Consider the following 17,318-nt stretch of genomic DNA (forward strand, 5'->3'; position numbering starts at 1 on the left):
GGGCCACCGGCCGCACCGGACCGCGCGCCGCACCGGGCCGGGGCCACGGGCCGCGTGCGGGGTCGGCCGCGGTGGCGCCGGGTGGCCCCGAGAAGCCAGGTGACCCACGGGTAAAGTGTGGCCGTCGCTTCATGCCCGTACGGGAGGAAGCCGGTGCAATTCCGGCGACGCCCCCCTGGCGCGCTCCCGGCTCCGCCGAACAGGGGGCCCGCACGGCGAGCCGCTCCGCCGAGCCGGCTCGGTACCGGGTCGTGACCGGCTCGCGTCCCCGGGAACGGCCCGGTGACCGGCACCGTCCAGGAAGTACGGAGCCGAGCCCGGTGCCCGAGTGCCCCGGCGCCCGGCCCCCGGAGGAGAGGCACCCCGCCATGACCACCGTTCGCCGCGGCGCCACGGCGCTCGCCGCCGCCGCCGTCCTGCTGGCGGGTGTCGCCGGAGCGGTCGCCCCCGCCGCGCACGCCGCGCCGTCGCCCGCCCCGTCCCCGTCGGCCCCCGCCGTCCCGGCCGGCCTGTACGGAGCCAAGGACCCCACCTACGACGGCGTGTGGCGGCAGTCGCTGGCCTTCATGGCCCAGCAGGCGACCGGTGTCGAGCCCGCCGAGCAGTCCGTGGCCTGGCTGCTCGACCAGCAGTGCGACAACGGCGGTTTCCCCTCCTTCCGCGCCGACACCGCCGGCGACTGCCCGGCCGGCAAGCCCCTGGACACCAACGCCACCGCCGTCGCCCTCCAGGCGCTGAAGGGCGTCGACAGCCACGAGGACCGGACGCGGCAGGCCCGCGCGGACGCCACGGCCTGGCTGAAGCTGGTGCAGAACCACGACGGCGGCTGGGGCTACAACCCCGGCTCCCCCAGCGACGCCAACTCCACCGCGCTCGTCGTCAGCGCCCTCGCCGCCGTCGGCGAGAAGCCCGGCTCGGTGCGGGCCGCCGGCGGGAAGTCCCCCTACGACGCGCTGCTCACCTTCGCGCTGCCCTGCTCCGCGAAGCCCGGCGGCGGCGCCTTCGCCTACCAGCCCGAGAAGGACGGCACGCTCCGCGCCAACGACGACGCGACCGCCGCCGCCGTCCTCGCGGGCCTCGGCAAGCACGCCCTGGTCCGGGGCGTCACCCCCGACCAGGAGCCCACCTGCGTCGACGCGGCGAAGCCGACCGCCGAGCGGGCCGCCCGCAACGGCGCCGCGCACCTGGCCGCCGCCGTCGCGAAGACCGGCCACCTCGACCTGCCGCCGATGCCCGGCGCCTCCGCCACCGCCGCCCGGCCCGACGTCGGCAACACCGCCGACGCCGCCCTCTCCCTGGCCGCCGCGGGCCACCGGGACGCGGCGGCGCGGGCCATGACCTGGCTGGAGGGGAACTCCGCCGCCTGGGCGAAGGAAGGCGGGCCGGCCGCGTACGCGCAGCTGATCCTCGCCGCGCACACGGCGGGCGCCGACCCGCGCGCCTTCGGCGGCGCCGACCTCGTCGCGCAGCTCAACGCCACCGGGCCGAAGCCCGCGTCGACGCCCGACACCCGGGACCAGGGCGGGGACGAGCAGGACGGGACGGAGCAGGCGAAGAAGGAGGAGGAGTCCGGCTTCCCGGTCTGGCTGCTCGTCTCGGTCTTCCTCGTCGCCGGCATCGGCGTCGGTTTCCTGCTCAGCGGCCGCGGCGGGAAGCGCAAGCCGTGACCCGTACGCGCTCCGGCCGCGCCCGCCGGCCGCTCGCCGCGGCCGCCGCCGCGCTCCTCGCCGCGTGGGCCGTGCTCGGCGCGGCCGGCACCGCCCAGGCGGCGGGGTACCGCTACTGGTCGTTCTGGGAGAGCGGCACGGGCGGGTCGTGGGCGTACGCCACCCAGGGGCCGGCCACCGCCCGCCCGGCCGACGGCACCGTCCACGGCTACCGCTTCGCCGTGAGCGCCGACAGCCGGGACGCCGACCGGCCCCGCCGCGCGCCCGACTTCGCCGCCGTCTGCGCGGGCACGCCCGCCGCCGAGGGCAGCAAGCGGGTCGCGGTCGTCATCGACTTCGGCTCCGCCGCCGACGCCCCGCCGGGCGAGGCGCCGCCCGCCGCGCGCACCGGGTGCGCGCGGGTACGACCCGACGCGACCGGCGCGGAGGCCCTCGCGGCCGTCGCGGCGCCGCTGCGCTACAATGGCCAGGCGCTGCTGTGCGCGATCTCCGGCTATCCGCGGCAGGGCTGCGGCGAGCAGGTGGCGGGGCCCGAGCCGTCCGGGGCGCCGGAGTCCTCCGCCGCCGGGCGGACCGCCGCGGGCGAGGACGCCGGGGAAGGGGCCGGGGGCGGGGGCCCGTCGGTCGGGCTGCTCGCCGGGGCCGCCGCCGTCGTGGCGCTCGGCACCGCCGCCCTCCTGCGGGCCCGTCGCCGCGGGCGCCCGTGAACCTGCGCGCTCCCGAGGCGCACCGCTCCAACGCCGTGCACGCGGGCGCCTGGTGGCTGTGGGCGCTCGGCCTCGCCGCCGCCGCGTCGCGCACGACCAACCCGCTGCTGCTGGGGCTGCTCGTGGCGGTCGCCGGGTACGTGGTGGCCGCGCGCCGCACCGACGCGCCCTGGGCCCGCTCCTACGGCGCGTTCCTCAAGCTCGGGCTGGCCGTGATCGCCATCCGCGTCGTGTTCTCCATGGCGCTCGGCTCCCCCATCCCCGGTACGCACGTGCTGGTCACGCTGCCCGAGGTGCCGCTGCCGCAGTGGGCGCAGGGGATGCGGATCGGCGGCCGCGTCACCGCCGAGCAGCTGGTGTTCGCCGTGTACGACGGGGCGAAGCTGGCCGCGATGCTGGTGTGCGTGGGCGCCGCGAACGCCCTGGCCAGCCCGGCGCGGCTGCTCAAGTCGCTGCCGGGCGCGCTGTACGAGGCCGGGGTCGCCGTGGTCGTCGCCATGACGTTCGCGCCGAACCTGGTGGCCGACGTGGCGCGGCTGCGGACCGCCCGGCGGCTGCGGGGCCGGCCGGCGGGCGGGGTGAGGGCGGTGCTGGGGATCGGCCTGCCCGTGCTGGAGGGCGCGTTGGAGCGGTCGGTCGCGGTGGCGGCGTCGATGGACGCGCGCGGGTACGGGCGCACGGCGGCGGTCCCCGCGGCGGTGCGGCACACCACGACCGTGCTGACGCTCGGCGGGCTGCTGGGGGTGTGCGCGGGCACGTACGGGCTGCTCGCGGTGGAGGGCGCCGGGTACGGCCTGCCGCTGCTGGCGGCCGGTGCGGCCGCCGCCCTGGCGGGGCTGTGGCTGGGCGGGCGGCGTACGCCCCGCACCCGGTACCGGCCCGACCGGTGGGGCGCGCGGACGTGGCTGGTCGCCGCGTCGGGGGCCGCGGTGGCCGTGCTCGTGGCGGTGGCGGCGGCCGGGCCGGACGCCGAGGCGCTGCGGCCGGGGGTCACCCCGCTCCAGGCCCCCGCGCTGCCGCTGTGGCCCGCGCTGTCCGTCCTGGTGGGCCTGCTGCCCGCGTTCGTCGCGCCCGTCCCGAAAGACCGCTGAGGAGTCCTGGTGATCCGCTTCGAGAACGTCACGGTGACCTACGAGGACGCCGCCGCGCCCGCCGTGCGGGACGTGGACCTGACCGTCCCCGAGGGCGAGCTGGTGCTGCTGGTCGGCCCGTCGGGCAGCGGCAAGTCCACGCTGCTGGGCGCCGTGTCGGGGCTCGTGCCGCACTTCACGGGCGGCACGGTGCGCGGCCGGGTCACGGTCGACGGGCGGGACACCCGCACGCACCGGCCGCGTGAGCTGGCCGACGTGGTGGGCACGGTCGGGCAGGACCCGTCGGCGCACTTCGTCACGGACGTGGTCGAGGACGAACTCGCGTACGGCATGGAGTCGCTGGGCCTGCCCCCGGAGGTGATGCGGCGCCGGGTCGAGGAGACGCTCGACCTGCTCGGCCTGGCCGAGCTGCGGGACCGGCCGATCGCGTCCCTGTCGGGCGGGCAGCGGCAGCGCGTCGCGATCGGCTCGGTCCTCACCACGCACCCGAAGGTCCTGGTCCTGGACGAGCCGACGTCGGCGCTCGACCCGGCCGCCGCGGAGGAGGTCCTCGCGGTGCTCCAGCGCCTGGTGCACGACCTGGGCACGACGGTCCTGATGGCGGAGCACCGGTTGGAACGGGTGGTGCAGTACGCGGACCTGGTGGCGCTGCTGCGCGGGCCCGGCTCGCCCGTCCTGGTCGGTCCGCCGGCCGAGGTGATGCGGGTCTCCCCCGTGCACCCGCCGGTGGTCGGCCTGTCGCGGCTGGCGGGCTGGATCCCGCCGGCCCTCACCGTGCGCGACGCGCGCCGACGGGCGGCCCCGCTGCGCGAACGCCTGGCGGGCACCACCCCCGCGCCCGTCCCCACGTACTCGCCGGGCGCGGCGCCCGCCTCCCCGTACTCGCCGGCTTCCACGCCCGGTCACGGGGACGGGCCCGGCTCCGCGCCGGTGGCCGGGCCCGGATCCGTACCGGTGGCCGGGCCCGGATCCCTACCGGCGTCCGCGTCCGCTTCGCCCGTGCCCGCGTCCGCTTCGCCCGTGCCGGCGGTCCCGCCCGGCGGGGCCGGGCGGGCCGCGGGGCCCGTGTCGCGGGGACGGCGCCCGCGTCGGCCGTTCCGGAGGCGGGGCGCGGGGACGGCGACCGCCGCCGGTGGGGACGCGGCGGCGCCGGGCGCCGGGGCGCGGGCGGCCGGGGACGTCCCGGGGGCCGGCGGCGCCGGCGAGGCCGCCGCCGTGGTCGACGTGCGGGGCCTCGCCGTGCGCCGGGGGCGGGTGGAGGCGCTGCGGGGCGTGGACCTGGAAGTGCGGCCCGGCGAGACGGTGGCGCTCATGGGCCGCAACGGCGCGGGCAAGTCGACGCTGCTCGGCGCGCTGGTGGGGATGGTGGCGCCCGCGTCGGGCCGGGTCGCCGTGGGCGGCCTGGCCCCGGGCCGCACCCCGCCGGGCGAGCTGGTGCGGGAGGTCGGCCTGGTCCCGCAGGAGCCGCGCGACCTGCTGTACGCGGACACGGTGGCCGCCGAGTGCGCGGCCGCCGACACCGACGCGGGGGCCGCTCCCGGCGCCTGCCGCGAGCTGGTGGCCGCGCTGCTGCCCGGCGTGCCCGGCGGCACCCACCCCCGGGACCTCTCCGAGGGGCAGCGGCTGGCGCTTGCGCTGGCGGTCGTGCTGACCGGCCGGCCGCGGGTGCTGCTGCTCGACGAGCCGACCCGGGGCCTGGACTACGCCGCGAAGGGCCGCCTGGTGGAGGTCCTGCGCGGGCTGGCGGCGCGGGGCCACGCCATCGTGCTGGCCACGCACGACGTGGAGCTGGCGGCCGAGCTGGCGCACCGGGTGGTGATCCTCGCCGACGGGGAGGTCGTCGCGGACGGGCCGACGCACGAGGTCGTCGTGTCGTCGCCGGCGTTCGCGCCGCAGGTCGCCAAGGTGCTGGCGCCGCTGCCGTGGCTGACCGTCGCCCAGGTGGAGGCGGCGCTGTGACGGCCGGGCCGGTGCGGCTCGGTCCGCGGTCGGTGGCCGCGCTGGTCCTGGTCAGCGCGGTCGGGGTGGCCGCGTTCGGCTGGCCGCTGCTGGCGGACGACGCGTCGGGGCTGGCGGCGGCGCACGCCGGGGCCGCGCCGTGGCTGTTCGCGGCGCTGCTGCCGCTGCTCGTCGGGGTGGTCGTGGCGACGATCAGCGACGCGGGCATGGACGCCAAGGCGGTGGCGATGCTCGGCGTGCTGGCCGCGGTGGGCGCGGCGCTGCGGCCGCTTGGTGCGGGCACGGCGGGCCTGGAGCCGATGTTCTTCCTGATGGTGCTGAGCGGCCGGGTGCTGGGGCCGGGGTTCGGCTTCGTGCTGGGCGCGGTGACGATGTTCGCGTCGGCGCTGCTCACCGGCGGGGTCGGCCCCTGGATGCCGTACCAGATGCTGTCGATGGCGTGGTTCACCATGGGCGCCGGGCTGCTCCCGGGGCGCGGGACGCTGCGCGGGCGCGGGGAGCTGGCGCTGCTGGCGGCGTACGGGGCGGTGGCGGCCTTCGCGTACGGGACGGCCATGAACCTCCAGGGGTGGGTGCTGGCCCTGCCGGCCGGTTCCAGCGGGATCGCCTTCCACCCCGGGGAGCCGCTGCACACGAACCTGGTCCGGTTCGGGGCGTACTGCCTGGCGACGTCGATGGGCTGGGACCTGGGGCGGGCGGCGCTGACGGTGGTGCTGACGGTGACCATCGGATCCACGGTCCTGAAGGCTCTGCGGCGTGCGACGCGCCGGGCCGCCTTCGAGGCCCAGGTCACATTCGAAGGCGACAAAGCGCCCCAGGAGGGGGCGTTCCGGGTGAGGCCCCCCACAGGACCCACGTCACAAACGAGGTCCCTTAGTGGTCCCGGGGAGGGGTCGGCGGGGGGCCCGTCTCCCCGCGGCGACCTGCGCTGATCGCCCCAACGCGGAACGGGGGCGCGGCGGCTTCCTCCGACCCCGCCTCGTACACGGGGGGCGTTGCCAGGGCCGGCCCGCGCTGCTTTGGTGGATGACGTCGCCGGGCACCGACGGCAGCGCGACCGCCTCGCGGTCCTGCCGAGTGCCTCATGGCGAGCCTCCCCGAGACCCCGGGTGCACCGGGACCTTGGTTCCGGCATGCCTGCGACAGTCCCGTCCCCGACGTGAGGTGTCATCCACGTGTTCCGCTCCATCTCCAGCCGTGCCACCGCCCGCAGCAAGTCCGCCGTCGCCACCGCAGCCGTGCTGCTGGGCGCCTCGGGCGCCGTGATGGCGGTGACGGCCCCGGCGTCGGCCGCGCCGAACTCCGCGCAGACGATCGCCAAGAAGATGGTCCCGGCCGGTCAGTACCAGTGCTTCAGCAAGATCGTCCAGCATGAGTCCGGTTGGGACCACACCGCCACCAACGCCTCGTCCGGCGCGTACGGCCTGGTCCAGGCCCTGCCCGCGTCGAAGATGGCGTCGGCCGGCTCTGACTGGAAGACCAACCCGGCCACCCAGATCGAGTGGGGCCTGGACTACATGAACGACCGCTACGGCAGCCCCTGTGGCGCGTGGAAGTTCTGGCAGAACAACCACTGGTACTGATCGGCGGCCGCTGCGGCGGCGCCCCACCGGCACCCTTCCGCGGGCCCCCGGCGACCTCGTTCGCCGGGGGCCCGCGGCGTGCGCGGCGGCGCACGCGGCGGCTCGGCGGCGGGGTGGCGGAAACGCCGCCCCGCCGGCGGGGGCCGTCGGCTAGTTTCCTGACCATGACCAAGGAACTTCGCGACCAGGGCCAGGACCGGGACCAGGAGCAGGACCGGGACCAGGACCGCTGGGACGCCGTCGACGCGTACGTCACCGATCTGCTCTGCCCCGCCGACGAGGCGCTGACCGCCGCGCTCGCCGCGAGCGACGAGGCCGGCCTGCCGCAGATCGCGGTCTCGCCCAACCAGGGCAAGCTGCTGCACCTCCTGGCCCGCGTCCAGGGCGCCCGGACGGTCCTGGAGATCGGCACCCTCGGCGGGTACAGCTCCATCTGGCTGGCCCGGGCCCTGCCCGAGGGCGGCCGGCTCGTCACGCTGGAGTACGCCCCCGCGCACGCCGAGGTCGCCCGGCGCAACCTCGCCCGCGCGGGCCTGGAGGCGGTCGCGGAGGTCCGTACGGGCGCGGCCCTCGACACCCTGGCGGAGCTGGAGGCGGAGGGGGCGGGCCCCTTCGACCTGGTCTTCGTCGACGCCGACAAGAAGAACAACCCGCGCTACGTGGAGTGGGCGCTGCGGCTGACCCGGCCGGGCAGCGTGATCGTCGTCGACAACGTGGTGCGCGGCGGCAGCGTCCTCGACACCGGCACGGCCGACGAGGCCACCCGCGGCACGCGCGAGATGTTCGACCTGGTCGCCCGCGACCCGCGGCTGGACGCGACGGCCTTCCAGACCGTCGGCGCCAAGGGGTACGACGGCATGCTCGTCGCCCGGGTGGTGTCCTGAGGCCGTGACGACGACCCGCACCGGCCCCGGTACCGGCGGGGCCGCCACGGCCGGCCCCCGCTGGGAGATACGCCCCGAGCACCCCGCCACCCCCGACGCCGAGGCGCTGCGCCGCGACTACTACGACGAGGTCGCCAGCCGGTACTGGCGGCGACCCGCCACCACCGCCGAGATCGACGAGGGGCTCACCGGCGACGGCGTGGAGGCCCTGGCGCCGCCGACCGGCGCCTTCCTCGTGGGCCGGTACGGGGGGAAGCCAGCGGCCTGCGGCGGCGTGCTGGTGCTGGACGCCGAACGGGCCGAGCTGACCCGCGTCTACGTGCGGCCCGCCTTCCGCGGCACCGGCGGCGCGGGGCTGCTGCTGGCGGCGCTGGAGGCGGCGGCCCGGGAGCTGGGCGCCCGCCGCATGGTCCTGAACACCCGCACGGACCTGGTGGAGGCCCGCGCCCTGTACGTCCGGCACGGCTACGCGGAGATACCGGCCTACTGCGAGGGCCCGTACATGGAGGTCTGGTACGGCAGGGAGCTGGACGAGCCGACCCCGCCGTGACACGCCCTACAGGCGGTGGTCGGGAGGCGGCTCGCCCCGGGGGTGCTCCCGGGTCGAGCCGCTCAGCTCGGCGGTCAGCTCCTCCACCAGCTTGATCAGGTCGGTCGGCCGGTCGGGCCCCCACCAGTCGCCGAGCAGCTCGGCGAGGGACTCCTCACGGGCCTTGGCGAGCCGGGTCGCCGTCTCCACGCCCCGCTCGGTGAGGAACAGCTGCAGCCCCTCGCGGCGGGCCAGCCCCCGCTCCTCCACCTGCCGGGACGCCTCCGTGATGATCCGCAGGGGCACGGGCGCGACCTCGGCGAGCCGCGCGGGCTCGACGGTCCCGTGGCGCCGGATGCGCAGCAGCAGCCAGCTGGCGGCGGGCAGCAGGTCGAGCCCCGCGCGCTCGGTGATCCGCACGTAGACGGCCTTGCGGCCCTCCCGCGAGCCGAGCACGGACAGGGCGCGGGCGCACTCGTCGTACGAGGAGCGGTGGACCGGGTTCGAGGCGAGCGTCTCGCTGGGGTCGGGCGCGGTGACCGAGCCGCGCAGCCGGTCCTCCCGCAGGAACCAGGCGATCACGAAGGCCAGCAGGACGACGGGCGAGGCGTAGAGGAAGACGTCCGTGATGGAGGTCGAGTACGCGTCGAGCGCGGCCGGGCGCAGCGCGGGCGGCAGCTCGGCGATGGCGCGCGGATCGGCGGCGACGGCGTGCGCGTCGACGCCCGGCGGGACGTCCTGCCCGGCGAGGGCTTCGGTGAGCTTGCCGGTGAGGCGGCTCGTGAAGATCGTGCCGAAGACGGCGACGCCGAAGGAGGCGCCGATGGAGCGGAAGAACGTGGCGCCGGAGGTGGCGACGCCGAGGTCCTCGTAGCCGACGGAGTTCTGCGCGACGAGCACCAGGACCTGCATGACCAGGCCGAGGCCGGCGCCGAAGACGAAGAAGTACAGGCTCATCTCCCACACGGGGCTGGTCTGCTCCATCCGGTGCAGGAGCAGCAGCCCCACGGCCGTCAGGGCGGTGCCGACGACCGGGAAGACCTTCCAGCGGCCGGTGCGGCTGACGAGCTGGCCGGACGCGGTGGAGGTGAGCAGCATGCCCAGCACCATGGGCAGCATGTGCACCCCGGACATGGTGGGGCTGACCCGCTGGACGACCTGGAGGAACGTCGGCAGGTACGTCATCGCGCCGAACATGGCGAAGCCGATGACGAAGCTGATGACGGAGACGAGGGTGAAGGTGCGGATCCGGAACAGCTTCAGCGGCAGGACCGGCTCGGCCGCGCGCCGCTCGACCGACACGAACACCACGAGCAGGACGGCGCCCAGCACGGCGAGGCCGATGATGCGGGCGGAGCCCCAGGGCCAGGTGGTGCCGCCCAGGGACGCGACGAGGACGAGGCAGGTGGCGACCGCCGCGATCAGGAAGGTGCCGAGGTAGTCGATGGTGTGGGGGGTGCGGCGGGACGGGATGTGCAGGGCCGCGGCGATCACGAAGAGGGCGACGACGCCGATGGGCAGGTTGATGTAGAAGACCCAGCGCCAGGAGAGGTGCTCGGTGAAGACCCCGCCGAGGAGCGGGCCGAGGACGCTGGTCGTGCCGAAGACGGCTCCGAAGACGCCCTGGTACCTGCCGCGGTCGCGGGGGGCGACGAGGTCGCCGACGATCGCCATGGACAGCACCATCAGGCCGCCGCCGCCCAGGCCCTGCACGGCCCGGTAGGCGATGAGCTGCGGCATGTCCTGCGCGATGCCGCACAGCACCGAGCCCAGCAGGAAGATCACGATCGCGGTCTGGAAGAGCCGCTTGCGGCCGTACTGGTCGCCCAGCTTTCCCCACAGGGGGGTGGCCGCGGTGGCCGCCAGCATGTACGCGGTGACCACCCAGGAGAGGTGGTCCATGCCGCCGAGCTCGCTGACGATCGTCGGCAGGGCCGTCGACACGATGGTCTGGTCGAGTGCGGCGAGCAGCATGCCGAGGAGCAGGGCCCCGATGGGCAGCAGGACCGTCCGCCGGTCGTAGCCCGTGCCGGGGGCCGGGCTGGTGGCCGGGGTGCCGACTGGCCGCGTCATGGGCGCCTCCCTCGTTCTCTTCCCATCCATCGTGGGCGGTCTGGCCGGTTATGGCCTGCCGAGCGGGACGCGGACTGTTGGGAACGTCACGCCGTACCTGCATAATCGCTGCGTTCACGGGGGTCGCGTTTCAGCCAGCAGCACCGTCAGGGGAGGAACCCGCAGTGGCCGGAGAGGTCTGTCCTGGGTGCGGCGCGCCCGCGGCGGCGTGGACGGCGGGCTGCGCCTGCGCCCCCGTCCCCGGCCCCGTGCACGGCCCGGGAACCGCTCACGGCCCGGGTGGCGCGCCGGACGCGTTCGAGCCGCTGCGGATACGGCCGTACGTGCAGCTGCGCCCCGCGACTCCGGACGCCCCGGACGGTCCGGACGGTCCCCGGACGGCCGGGGCGGCCGGGGCGGCCGCCGCGTCCGGCCCGGGCGACGGCGCCGGGTACGCGGGGCACGGCGGGTACGAGGCGCCGGGCGGGTACGCACACCAGCCCACCCCCGAGCGCCACCCCGGCACCGCACACCACCCCGCCGACGGGCAGCGGGACGGCACCGGCCGCGAGCCCGCCCCCGGGGGCCGCGCCGGGGCCGTCCCCCCGCCGCACTCCCCCGCCGTACCGCGCACCGGCGGCCTCCCGGACGGCGCCGGGGCCGCGTACGACGCCGGGCTCGTGGACGTCACCCCGCCGCGCGTGGCCGCCGCGGCCGGGCCGGGGCGTGCGCGGCGGCGGGCGGGGGCGCGCGGGCGGCGGGGCTCCGCCGCGCCGGGCCCGGTCGCCGGGGTGCTGGTGGCCGTCGTCGCGGTGGTGGGGGCGGCCGCCTTCGCGGGCGGTCTGTTCGACGGGGACGGCTCGGCCGACCGGGTGGCGCCCGACCCGCGCCCCAGCGTCCCGCCGTGGCCCGACGCCGTCACCGGGGCGCCGACGTCCGCGCCGGAGGCGAGCGGGGCGTCCTCGCACAGCGCGCGACCGTCGACGCTCGGGCCGTCGGTGTCCCGGCGGTCCACGTCGGGGCGCCCGTCCGACCCCGGGGAGGCGACGTCGCCGGAGGCGACCGCCTCCGCCGTCCCGGTCCTCGCGTCGCCCGGCCGCTCGACGCCGGCGCGGGAGCCGGCCCCGCGCCCGCCCTCGCCCCGCGGCTCCGCGTCCGAGGCGGCCGGTGGTCCCGTCCTCGGCCGCGGGGACCGGGGCCGGGACGTCTCCGACCTCCAGCACCGGCTGCGCCAGGTGGGCCTGTACGACGGACCCCCGCACGGCCGCTACGACAAGGACGTCGAACGGGCGGTCGCCGCGTACCAGTCGAGCCGCGGCGTGACGACCGACCCGAGCGGCGTCTACGGCGCGGACACCCGCGCCGCCCTGGAAGCCGAGACCGCCGGCCGCTGACCCGGCCGCCGCCCATGACAGCCGCCCCCGGCCCCCGTCGCGCACCCCGCGGGGCCGCGCGGCGGGGGCCGGGTGGCGCTGCACGCCCTTCGTTTTGTATGGTGCAGGAACAAAGTGGTCCCGCCCGTACTCCCTGACCGGCGGGCGGGCCCACTGCGTACCCCTTCGCGCCTTTGGAGACCCCATGACGGCCACCCCCACGTCCGACGTCCTCACCGCGCGGGCGCTGCTGCTCGACATGGACGGCACGCTGGTCGACTCGGACGCCGTGGTGGAGCGCGTCTGGAGCCGCTGGGCGCTCCGGCACGGGTTGGACCCGCAGGAGGCGCTGAAGGTCGTGCACGGCCGCCAGGGGTACGCCACCATGGCCGCCCTGCTGCCCGACCGGCCCATGGAGCTGAACCACGCGGAGAACCGCGAGCTGCTCGCCGAGGAGACGGCCGACCTGGACGGGGTCGTCGCGATACCGGGCGCCCCGGAGTTCCTGGCGTCGATCAACGCCCTCCCGCACGCCCTGGTCACCTCCGCCGACGCCCCGCTGGCCGGGGCGCGGATGGCCGCGGCCGGGCTGCGGATGCCGCCGGTGCGGGTGACCGCCGAGTGCGTCAGCGCCAGCAAGCCCGACCCGGAGGGGTTCCTGAAGGGCGCGGCGGAGCTGGGGTTCGCCCCGGCGGACTGCGTGGTGTTCGAGGACTCGGAGGCCGGCGTGGCCGCCGGCCGGGCGGCGGGGATGCGCGTCGTGGGCGTCGGCCCGCGCGCCTCGGCGTTCGCTCCGGACGCGCACGTGGCGGACCTGACGCGGCTGCGCGTGGAGGCGGACGCCGACGGGGTGCTGCGCCTCCACGTCACCGCCCCGGCGGCCTGACGCCGCGCGGGCGCCGGCCGCCGTCGGCGGGTTCGCGCCGTCAGCCGACCAGCGCCTCGTAGAGGCTGAAGCAGGCGAGCGCCAGCATCAGGCCGGCGGCCACCTTGGTGATCAGCCGCAGCGGAACGTACTTCATGAGGGTCCGCCCGCCCAGGATGCCCAGGGCGGCGACCGCCCACAGGGCGAGGACCGCGCCGAGGCCGACGGAGAGCGGGTCGTCGTAGCGGGCGGCGAGGTTCGCGGTCATGATCTGCGTCAGGTCGCCGAACTCGGCGACGAGGATCAGCATGAAGCCCGCGCCGGAGACCTTCCAGAAGGACTGGTCGGCGGGGGCCTTGATCTCCTCGTCCCCGTCGTCGTCCTTCTTCAGCAGCAGCATCGCCGCGCCGGCCAGGAAGAGCACGCCGACGAACGCCTGCACCAGCCGGTGCGGGAGGAGCGTGAGGACGCTGCCGGCGGCGACGGCGAGGGCCACGTGGACGGCGAAGGCCGCGGCGACGCCCGCGAAGACGTAGGAGGCGCGGTAGCGGGTGCCGAGCATCAGACCGGCGAGCGCGGTCTTGTCGGGGAGTTCGGCCAGGAAGACGACACCGAAGGTGATCGTCACGATCGTCAGGCTGAGCACGGGCTGGGTTCCTCAATCGGTCGGGCTCCGCCGTACCGAGGGACCGTCGCTGGCGCGATTTCGGGGTCGCTTCGGCACGACGGGGCCATGGGTGCATGACTCCGCTGGTGCCGAAGGTCTCGCTGGCGGGCCTCTGACGAGGTCCGCCTCCGGGCGCCGGCCGGGCACGGGGCCCAGCAGTATGTCGACGGTCCGGCGAAGAGCTACTCCCCTTCTGCTCCGTCCAGGGTACGCGACCCCCGCCGGCGCCCCCGTCCGGCCGCCCCGCCGGGCACCCCCCTCCCGCCGCCCCGCCCGGCGCCCGCGCCCCACCGGCCGCCCCGCCCGGCGCCCGCGCCCCCGGTCGCCGGCCCTCACCCGCCCGCCCGCTCATCCGGTGCCCTCCGCCCGGTGCAGCAGGCCGCGCGCCACCAGTTCCAGCACCACGGCCACCGCCACCGCCTGCACCGCCATCAGCGCGACCAGCACGAACAACTGGACCGCCCCGGCCTGGAGGGGTGAGGCCCCGCCCAGGAGCATGCCGACGAAGGCGCCCGGCAGGGTGACGAGCCCCACGGTCCGGGTCTGGTCCAACCCCGGCAGCAGCGCGTCGGCGGCGGCCGCCCGCGCCACCTCCAGCCGGGCGTCGCGGGGCGCCAGGCCGAGCGCGAGCCCCGCCTCCACCTCGCCGTGGCGGGTGGCGAGGTCGTCCAGGGCGCGCCGCCCACCGAGGACGGTCGCGGTGAGCGCCCCGCCGACGAGGATCCCGGTGACCGGCACCAGCGTGATCCCCCTGACCGGGACCAGTCCGGTGAGCACCAGCGCCGCCACGACCGGCGCCACCCCGGCGGCGATGGGCAGGGCGGCCCAGCGCCACGTCCGGTTGGCGGTGAGGCGCCGGCCCGCGGTCCGTACGGCGACGCCGTACATGACGAGCAGGAACAGCAGGAGGAGCGGTACGGCGCGGACGACCCAGCCGATGACCAGCGACACGGCGGCCAGCTGCACGGCGGCGCGCGCCCCCGCGAGGGCGACCTCCCGGGGCGGGCGCAGGTGGGCGAGGGCGACGACGGCCGCCGCGACGGCGAGCAGGACGGCGAGGACGGCGCCGAAGACGGGGCCGACGGTCAGCAGCACACGTCAACCCTAGGTCCCGCACCGGCGTCTGGCGGGTTGTCACCAAGTCGACAAGCCCTTGTCGTGACGTGTGCATGTCGTCACGCTGTTGCCTGGCGCCCATCTCCACGTCACCCGGCGCCACCACGATGGCCGAGCCGCCCTCCCGGGCGGCCCGGTCGAGCCCTCACCCCCGCTGGGAGTCCGCATGTCCCGTGTCTACGCGCGTCAAGCCATCCGCCGCGCCGCCGTCACCGCGCTCACCGCCGCCCTGGCCGCCACCGGTCTGCTGGCCACCGCGCCCACCGCCCAGGCGGCCCCGCCGACACCGGTCGGCGCGTCCACCGCCCGCACGTACCTGGGGCAGCTCGCGGTCCGGGCGGAAGGTTCCTCCTCCGGGTACAGCCGGGACGCCTTCCCGCACTGGATCACCCAGTACGGCACCTGCAACACCCGCGAGGTCGTCCTCCACCGCGACGGCACCGGCGTCGAACAGGACTCCGGCTGCGCGGCCGTCGCCGGGCGCTGGTACTCGGAGTACGACGGTGCCACCTGGACCCTCGCCTCGGACCTCGACATCGACCACGTCGTCCCGCTCGCCGAGGCGTGGCGCTCGGGCGCGAACGCGTGGACCACCTCCGACCGCCGCGCCTTCGCCAACGACCTGACGCGCCCCCAGCTCATCGCCGTCACCGACAACGCCAACCAGGCCAAGGGCGACAAGGACCCCGCCGCGTGGATGCCCTCGCGCACCGCCTACCGCTGCACGTACGCCCGGATGTGGGTGCACGTGAAGCACCACTGGGGCCTGTCCGTGGACACGGCGGAGAAGAGCGCCCTGCAGTCCACCCTCAACGCCTGCTGACCCCCGCGCCCCCGGCCCCCTCGCCACCCCTCCCCGGGTCCCGCGCCGGTACGGACCCGCGCCCGGGACGGGACGGACAGCCGCCGACGTCCTCCGTCGCGCTCGGGTCGGCGGCAGGTGACCGCGATCCGGTGAGGGACCTCCGGTCAGGCCAACCCCCGTCCCCACCGCGGCAGATGGCCCACCGCGCCCCTGCCCCGTACCGTACGGGTCCCGTACCGTACGGGCGGGGTGACGGGGAGGGGGCCGGGCCATGGGTGCCGGACTGCGGTTGGGGCCGCTGCTGAGGTACGTGGAGTGGCCGGACGGCGCCGGTGCGGCCGACGGCAAGCCGTACGCGCCGACCGCGACGGTGTGGATCGAGGCGGACCGGCCGCGGACCGCCGAGGTGCGGTGCGCGGACGGTGCGGGCGGTCGCGCCCGCACCTTCCGAGTGGCCGGCCACCACTACGCGCTCGTCCCGGTCACCGGACTGACGCCCGGCACGACCACGGCGTACGAGGTGCTGCTCGACGGCCACCGCGTATGGCCGCTGCCCGGCTCACCCCTCCCGCCGAGCACGCTCTCCGTGCCCGGGACGCCCGGCGCCGACGCCGGACCGGGCATCGCCCACCAGCCGCTGCGCGTCACGTTCGGCTCGTGCCGCTGGGCGGCGACGGGTGCGGCGGGCAGGCGGCCCGCCGGGCCCGACGCGCTGGGGGCGCTCGCCGCCCGCCTCGCCGCCGACCCCGCGGCGGACCGCCCCGACGTGCTGCTCCTGCTGGGCGACCAGGTGTACGCGGACCGGCCCTCGGAGTCGACCCGGCGCTGGCTGGCGGCCCGCCGGGACCTCACCGAGCCGCCGGGCGCGCAGGTGGCGGACTACGAGGAGTACACCCGCCTCTACCAGGAGTCCTGGCTCGACCCGCAGGTGCGCTGGCTGCTCTCCACCGTGCCCAGCATGATGATCTTCGACGACCACGACGTGATCGACGACTGGAACACCAGCGCCTCCTGGCTGTCCGAGATGCGCCGCACCCCGTGGTGGCGGGAGCGCCTGACGAGCGGTCTGATGGCGTACTGGGTCCACCAGCACCTGGGCAACCTCTCCCCCGCCGAGCTGGCCGCCGACCGGCTCTACGCGCAGGTGTGCGCGGCCGGTGACGGGACGGCGGCGCTGCGCCGGTTCGCCGAGGAGGCGGACGTCGACCCCGCCCGGATCCGCTGGAGCTACCGGCGCGACCTGGGGCGTACGCGGGTGGTGATGGTGGACACCCGCGCGGGGCGGGTGCTGGACGAGCAGAAGCGGGCCATCCTCGGCGAGGAGGACGCCCGGTGGGTGCGCGAGCAGGTGCTGTCCGGCCGGGAGGACCGCGACCACGTGCTGGTCGGCAGCGCGCTGCCGTGGCTGCTGCCGCCGCTCGTGCACGACGCCGAGCGGTGGAACGCGGCGCTGTGCCGGGGCGAGCGCGGTGAACGCTGGGCGCGCGTGGGCGAGTCGGCGCGCCGCCACTCGGACCTGGAGCACTGGGCGGCGTTCCCCGCGTCGTTCGCGTGGCTGACGCGGCTGCTGGAGGACGCGGCGCTGGGTCCGGGCGCCCCGGCGACGGTGGCCGTGCTCTCCGGGGACGTGCACCACGCGTACGTGGCGGAGCCGTACCCGCGGGCGGGCGACGGCGGCCGGGTGCTCCAACTGACCTGCTCCCCGGTCCACCAGCGGATCCCCTACGCCCTGCGGCTCGGATTCCGCTTCGGCTGGAGCCGCGCGGGCCGCCGGCTGGGGCGGGCGCTGGCCCGGCACGGCCGGGTGGGCGGGGCGGGGGCCGGTTGGGCCAGGACCGGCGGGCCGTGGTTCGGCAACCAGCTGATGACGCTGACCCTGCACGGGCGCACCGCCCGGTTGCGTCTGGAACACGCCCGCCGGGACGGCGGTCTGACGACCGTGCACGAGCGGACCTTGGTCGACGAACGGCCTGGTGAACGAGGCGCGTCCCACCGGATTCACGGAAGGTGACGTTCCCCC

Annotated in this window: 15 protein-coding genes; 12 read left to right on the forward strand and 3 right to left on the reverse strand. The window is 76.9% G+C overall.

What is annotated here, in order from left to right; genetic code table 11:
• Positions 1 to 368 precede the first annotated feature (368 nt).
• The 8 genes from LPA54_RS14055 (at position 369) to LPA54_RS14095 (ending at position 8,441) form a co-directional block, all read left to right on the forward strand.
• On the forward strand, positions 369 to 1,667 hold the full coding sequence (locus LPA54_RS14055; RefSeq protein ID WP_228977382.1) for a prenyltransferase/squalene oxidase repeat-containing protein: 1,299 nt from the start codon (positions 369 to 371) through the stop codon (positions 1,665 to 1,667).
• Positions 1,664 to 2,374, forward strand: a complete 711-nt coding sequence (locus LPA54_RS14060) for an SCO2322 family protein (RefSeq protein ID WP_228977384.1) — start codon at positions 1,664 to 1,666, stop codon at positions 2,372 to 2,374. Before LPA54_RS14055 ends, LPA54_RS14060 begins: the two co-directional genes overlap by 4 nt.
• Positions 2,371 to 3,465 (forward strand): CbiQ family ECF transporter T component, encoded by a 1,095-nt coding sequence (locus LPA54_RS14065; RefSeq protein ID WP_228977386.1) that lies wholly within the window; start codon positions 2,371 to 2,373, stop codon positions 3,463 to 3,465. Before LPA54_RS14060 ends, LPA54_RS14065 begins: the two co-directional genes overlap by 4 nt.
• Before the next feature lie 9 nt (positions 3,466 to 3,474).
• Positions 3,475 to 5,424, forward strand: a complete 1,950-nt coding sequence (locus tag LPA54_RS14070; protein ID WP_228977388.1) for an ABC transporter ATP-binding protein — start codon at positions 3,475 to 3,477, stop codon at positions 5,422 to 5,424.
• A complete protein-coding gene (locus tag LPA54_RS14075; RefSeq protein ID WP_308112845.1) occupies positions 5,421 to 6,356 on the forward strand; it encodes an ECF transporter S component in 936 nt (311 codons plus the stop codon). The genes LPA54_RS14070 and LPA54_RS14075 overlap by 4 nt, the downstream gene beginning before the upstream one ends.
• A 243-nt stretch (positions 6,357 to 6,599) precedes the next feature.
• Positions 6,600 to 7,007, forward strand: a complete 408-nt coding sequence (locus LPA54_RS14080) for a transglycosylase SLT domain-containing protein (protein ID WP_228977391.1) — start codon at positions 6,600 to 6,602, stop codon at positions 7,005 to 7,007.
• A 164-nt stretch (positions 7,008 to 7,171) separates the two neighbouring features.
• Positions 7,172 to 7,891, forward strand: coding sequence for an O-methyltransferase (locus tag LPA54_RS14085; RefSeq protein WP_228977393.1), 720 nt, complete (start codon positions 7,172 to 7,174; stop codon positions 7,889 to 7,891).
• A gap of 67 nt (positions 7,892 to 7,958) precedes the next feature.
• Positions 7,959 to 8,441 carry a GNAT family N-acetyltransferase gene (locus tag LPA54_RS14095; protein ID WP_228977630.1) on the forward strand — a complete coding sequence of 161 codons (483 nt, stop codon included), beginning with the start codon at positions 7,959 to 7,961 and terminating at the stop codon, positions 8,439 to 8,441.
• A gap of 6 nt (positions 8,442 to 8,447) precedes the next feature.
• On the opposite strand, the gene LPA54_RS14100 is transcribed toward LPA54_RS14095, so the two are convergent.
• On the reverse strand, positions 8,448 to 10,493 hold the full coding sequence (locus tag LPA54_RS14100; RefSeq protein WP_228977395.1) for an MDR family MFS transporter: 2,046 nt from the start codon (positions 10,491 to 10,493) through the stop codon (positions 8,448 to 8,450).
• Between the two features lie 164 nt (positions 10,494 to 10,657).
• On the opposite strand from LPA54_RS14100, the gene LPA54_RS14105 reads away from it, so the two are divergent.
• Positions 10,658 to 11,866, forward strand: a complete 1,209-nt coding sequence (locus LPA54_RS14105; RefSeq protein ID WP_228977397.1) for a peptidoglycan-binding protein — start codon at positions 10,658 to 10,660, stop codon at positions 11,864 to 11,866.
• Positions 11,867 to 12,050: 184 nt separating this feature from the next.
• Positions 12,051 to 12,731: an HAD-IA family hydrolase gene (locus LPA54_RS14110; protein ID WP_228977400.1), complete on the forward strand. Its 681-nt coding sequence runs from the start codon at positions 12,051 to 12,053 to the stop codon at positions 12,729 to 12,731.
• Positions 12,732 to 12,771: 40 nt separating this feature from the next.
• Here the strand turns inward: LPA54_RS14110 and LPA54_RS14115 are convergent, their stop codons facing one another.
• Positions 12,772 to 13,356 carry a TMEM165/GDT1 family protein gene (locus tag LPA54_RS14115; protein ID WP_228977402.1) on the reverse strand — a complete coding sequence of 195 codons (585 nt, stop codon included), beginning with the start codon at positions 13,354 to 13,356 and terminating at the stop codon, positions 12,772 to 12,774.
• 369 nt (positions 13,357 to 13,725) lie between these two features.
• A complete protein-coding gene (locus LPA54_RS14120; RefSeq protein WP_228977404.1) occupies positions 13,726 to 14,472 on the reverse strand; it encodes an ABC transporter permease in 747 nt (248 codons plus the stop codon).
• Between the two features lie 187 nt (positions 14,473 to 14,659).
• On the opposite strand from LPA54_RS14120, the gene LPA54_RS14125 reads away from it, so the two are divergent.
• Positions 14,660 to 15,316, forward strand: coding sequence for an HNH endonuclease family protein (locus LPA54_RS14125; protein ID WP_228977405.1), 657 nt, complete (start codon positions 14,660 to 14,662; stop codon positions 15,314 to 15,316).
• A 253-nt stretch (positions 15,317 to 15,569) separates the two neighbouring features.
• Entirely contained in the window at positions 15,570 to 17,309 is a 1,740-nt protein-coding gene (locus LPA54_RS14130; RefSeq protein WP_228977407.1) for an alkaline phosphatase D family protein, read from the forward strand.
• The last annotated feature ends 9 nt before the right edge of the window (positions 17,310 to 17,318 follow it).

This window comes from Streptomyces sp. DH12 (assembly GCF_020873895.1).
Taxonomy (GTDB): domain Bacteria; phylum Actinomycetota; class Actinomycetes; order Streptomycetales; family Streptomycetaceae; genus Streptomyces.

Excerpts from the sequence above, each read along its gene's own strand:
- LPA54_RS14055 (WP_228977382.1), top strand. The coding sequence starts at position 369 with ATGACCACCGTTCGCCGCGGCGCCACGGCGCTCGCCGCCGCCGCCGTC.
- LPA54_RS14085 (WP_228977393.1), top strand. The coding sequence starts at position 7,172 with ATGACCAAGGAACTTCGCGACCAGGGCCAGGACCGGGACCAGGAGCAG.
- LPA54_RS14100 (WP_228977395.1), bottom strand. The coding sequence starts at position 10,493 with ATGACGCGGCCAGTCGGCACCCCGGCCACCAGCCCGGCCCCCGGCACG.
- LPA54_RS14110 (WP_228977400.1), top strand. The coding sequence starts at position 12,051 with ATGACGGCCACCCCCACGTCCGACGTCCTCACCGCGCGGGCGCTGCTG.
- LPA54_RS14125 (WP_228977405.1), top strand. The coding sequence starts at position 14,660 with ATGTCCCGTGTCTACGCGCGTCAAGCCATCCGCCGCGCCGCCGTCACC.
- LPA54_RS14130 (WP_228977407.1), top strand. The coding sequence starts at position 15,570 with ATGGGTGCCGGACTGCGGTTGGGGCCGCTGCTGAGGTACGTGGAGTGG.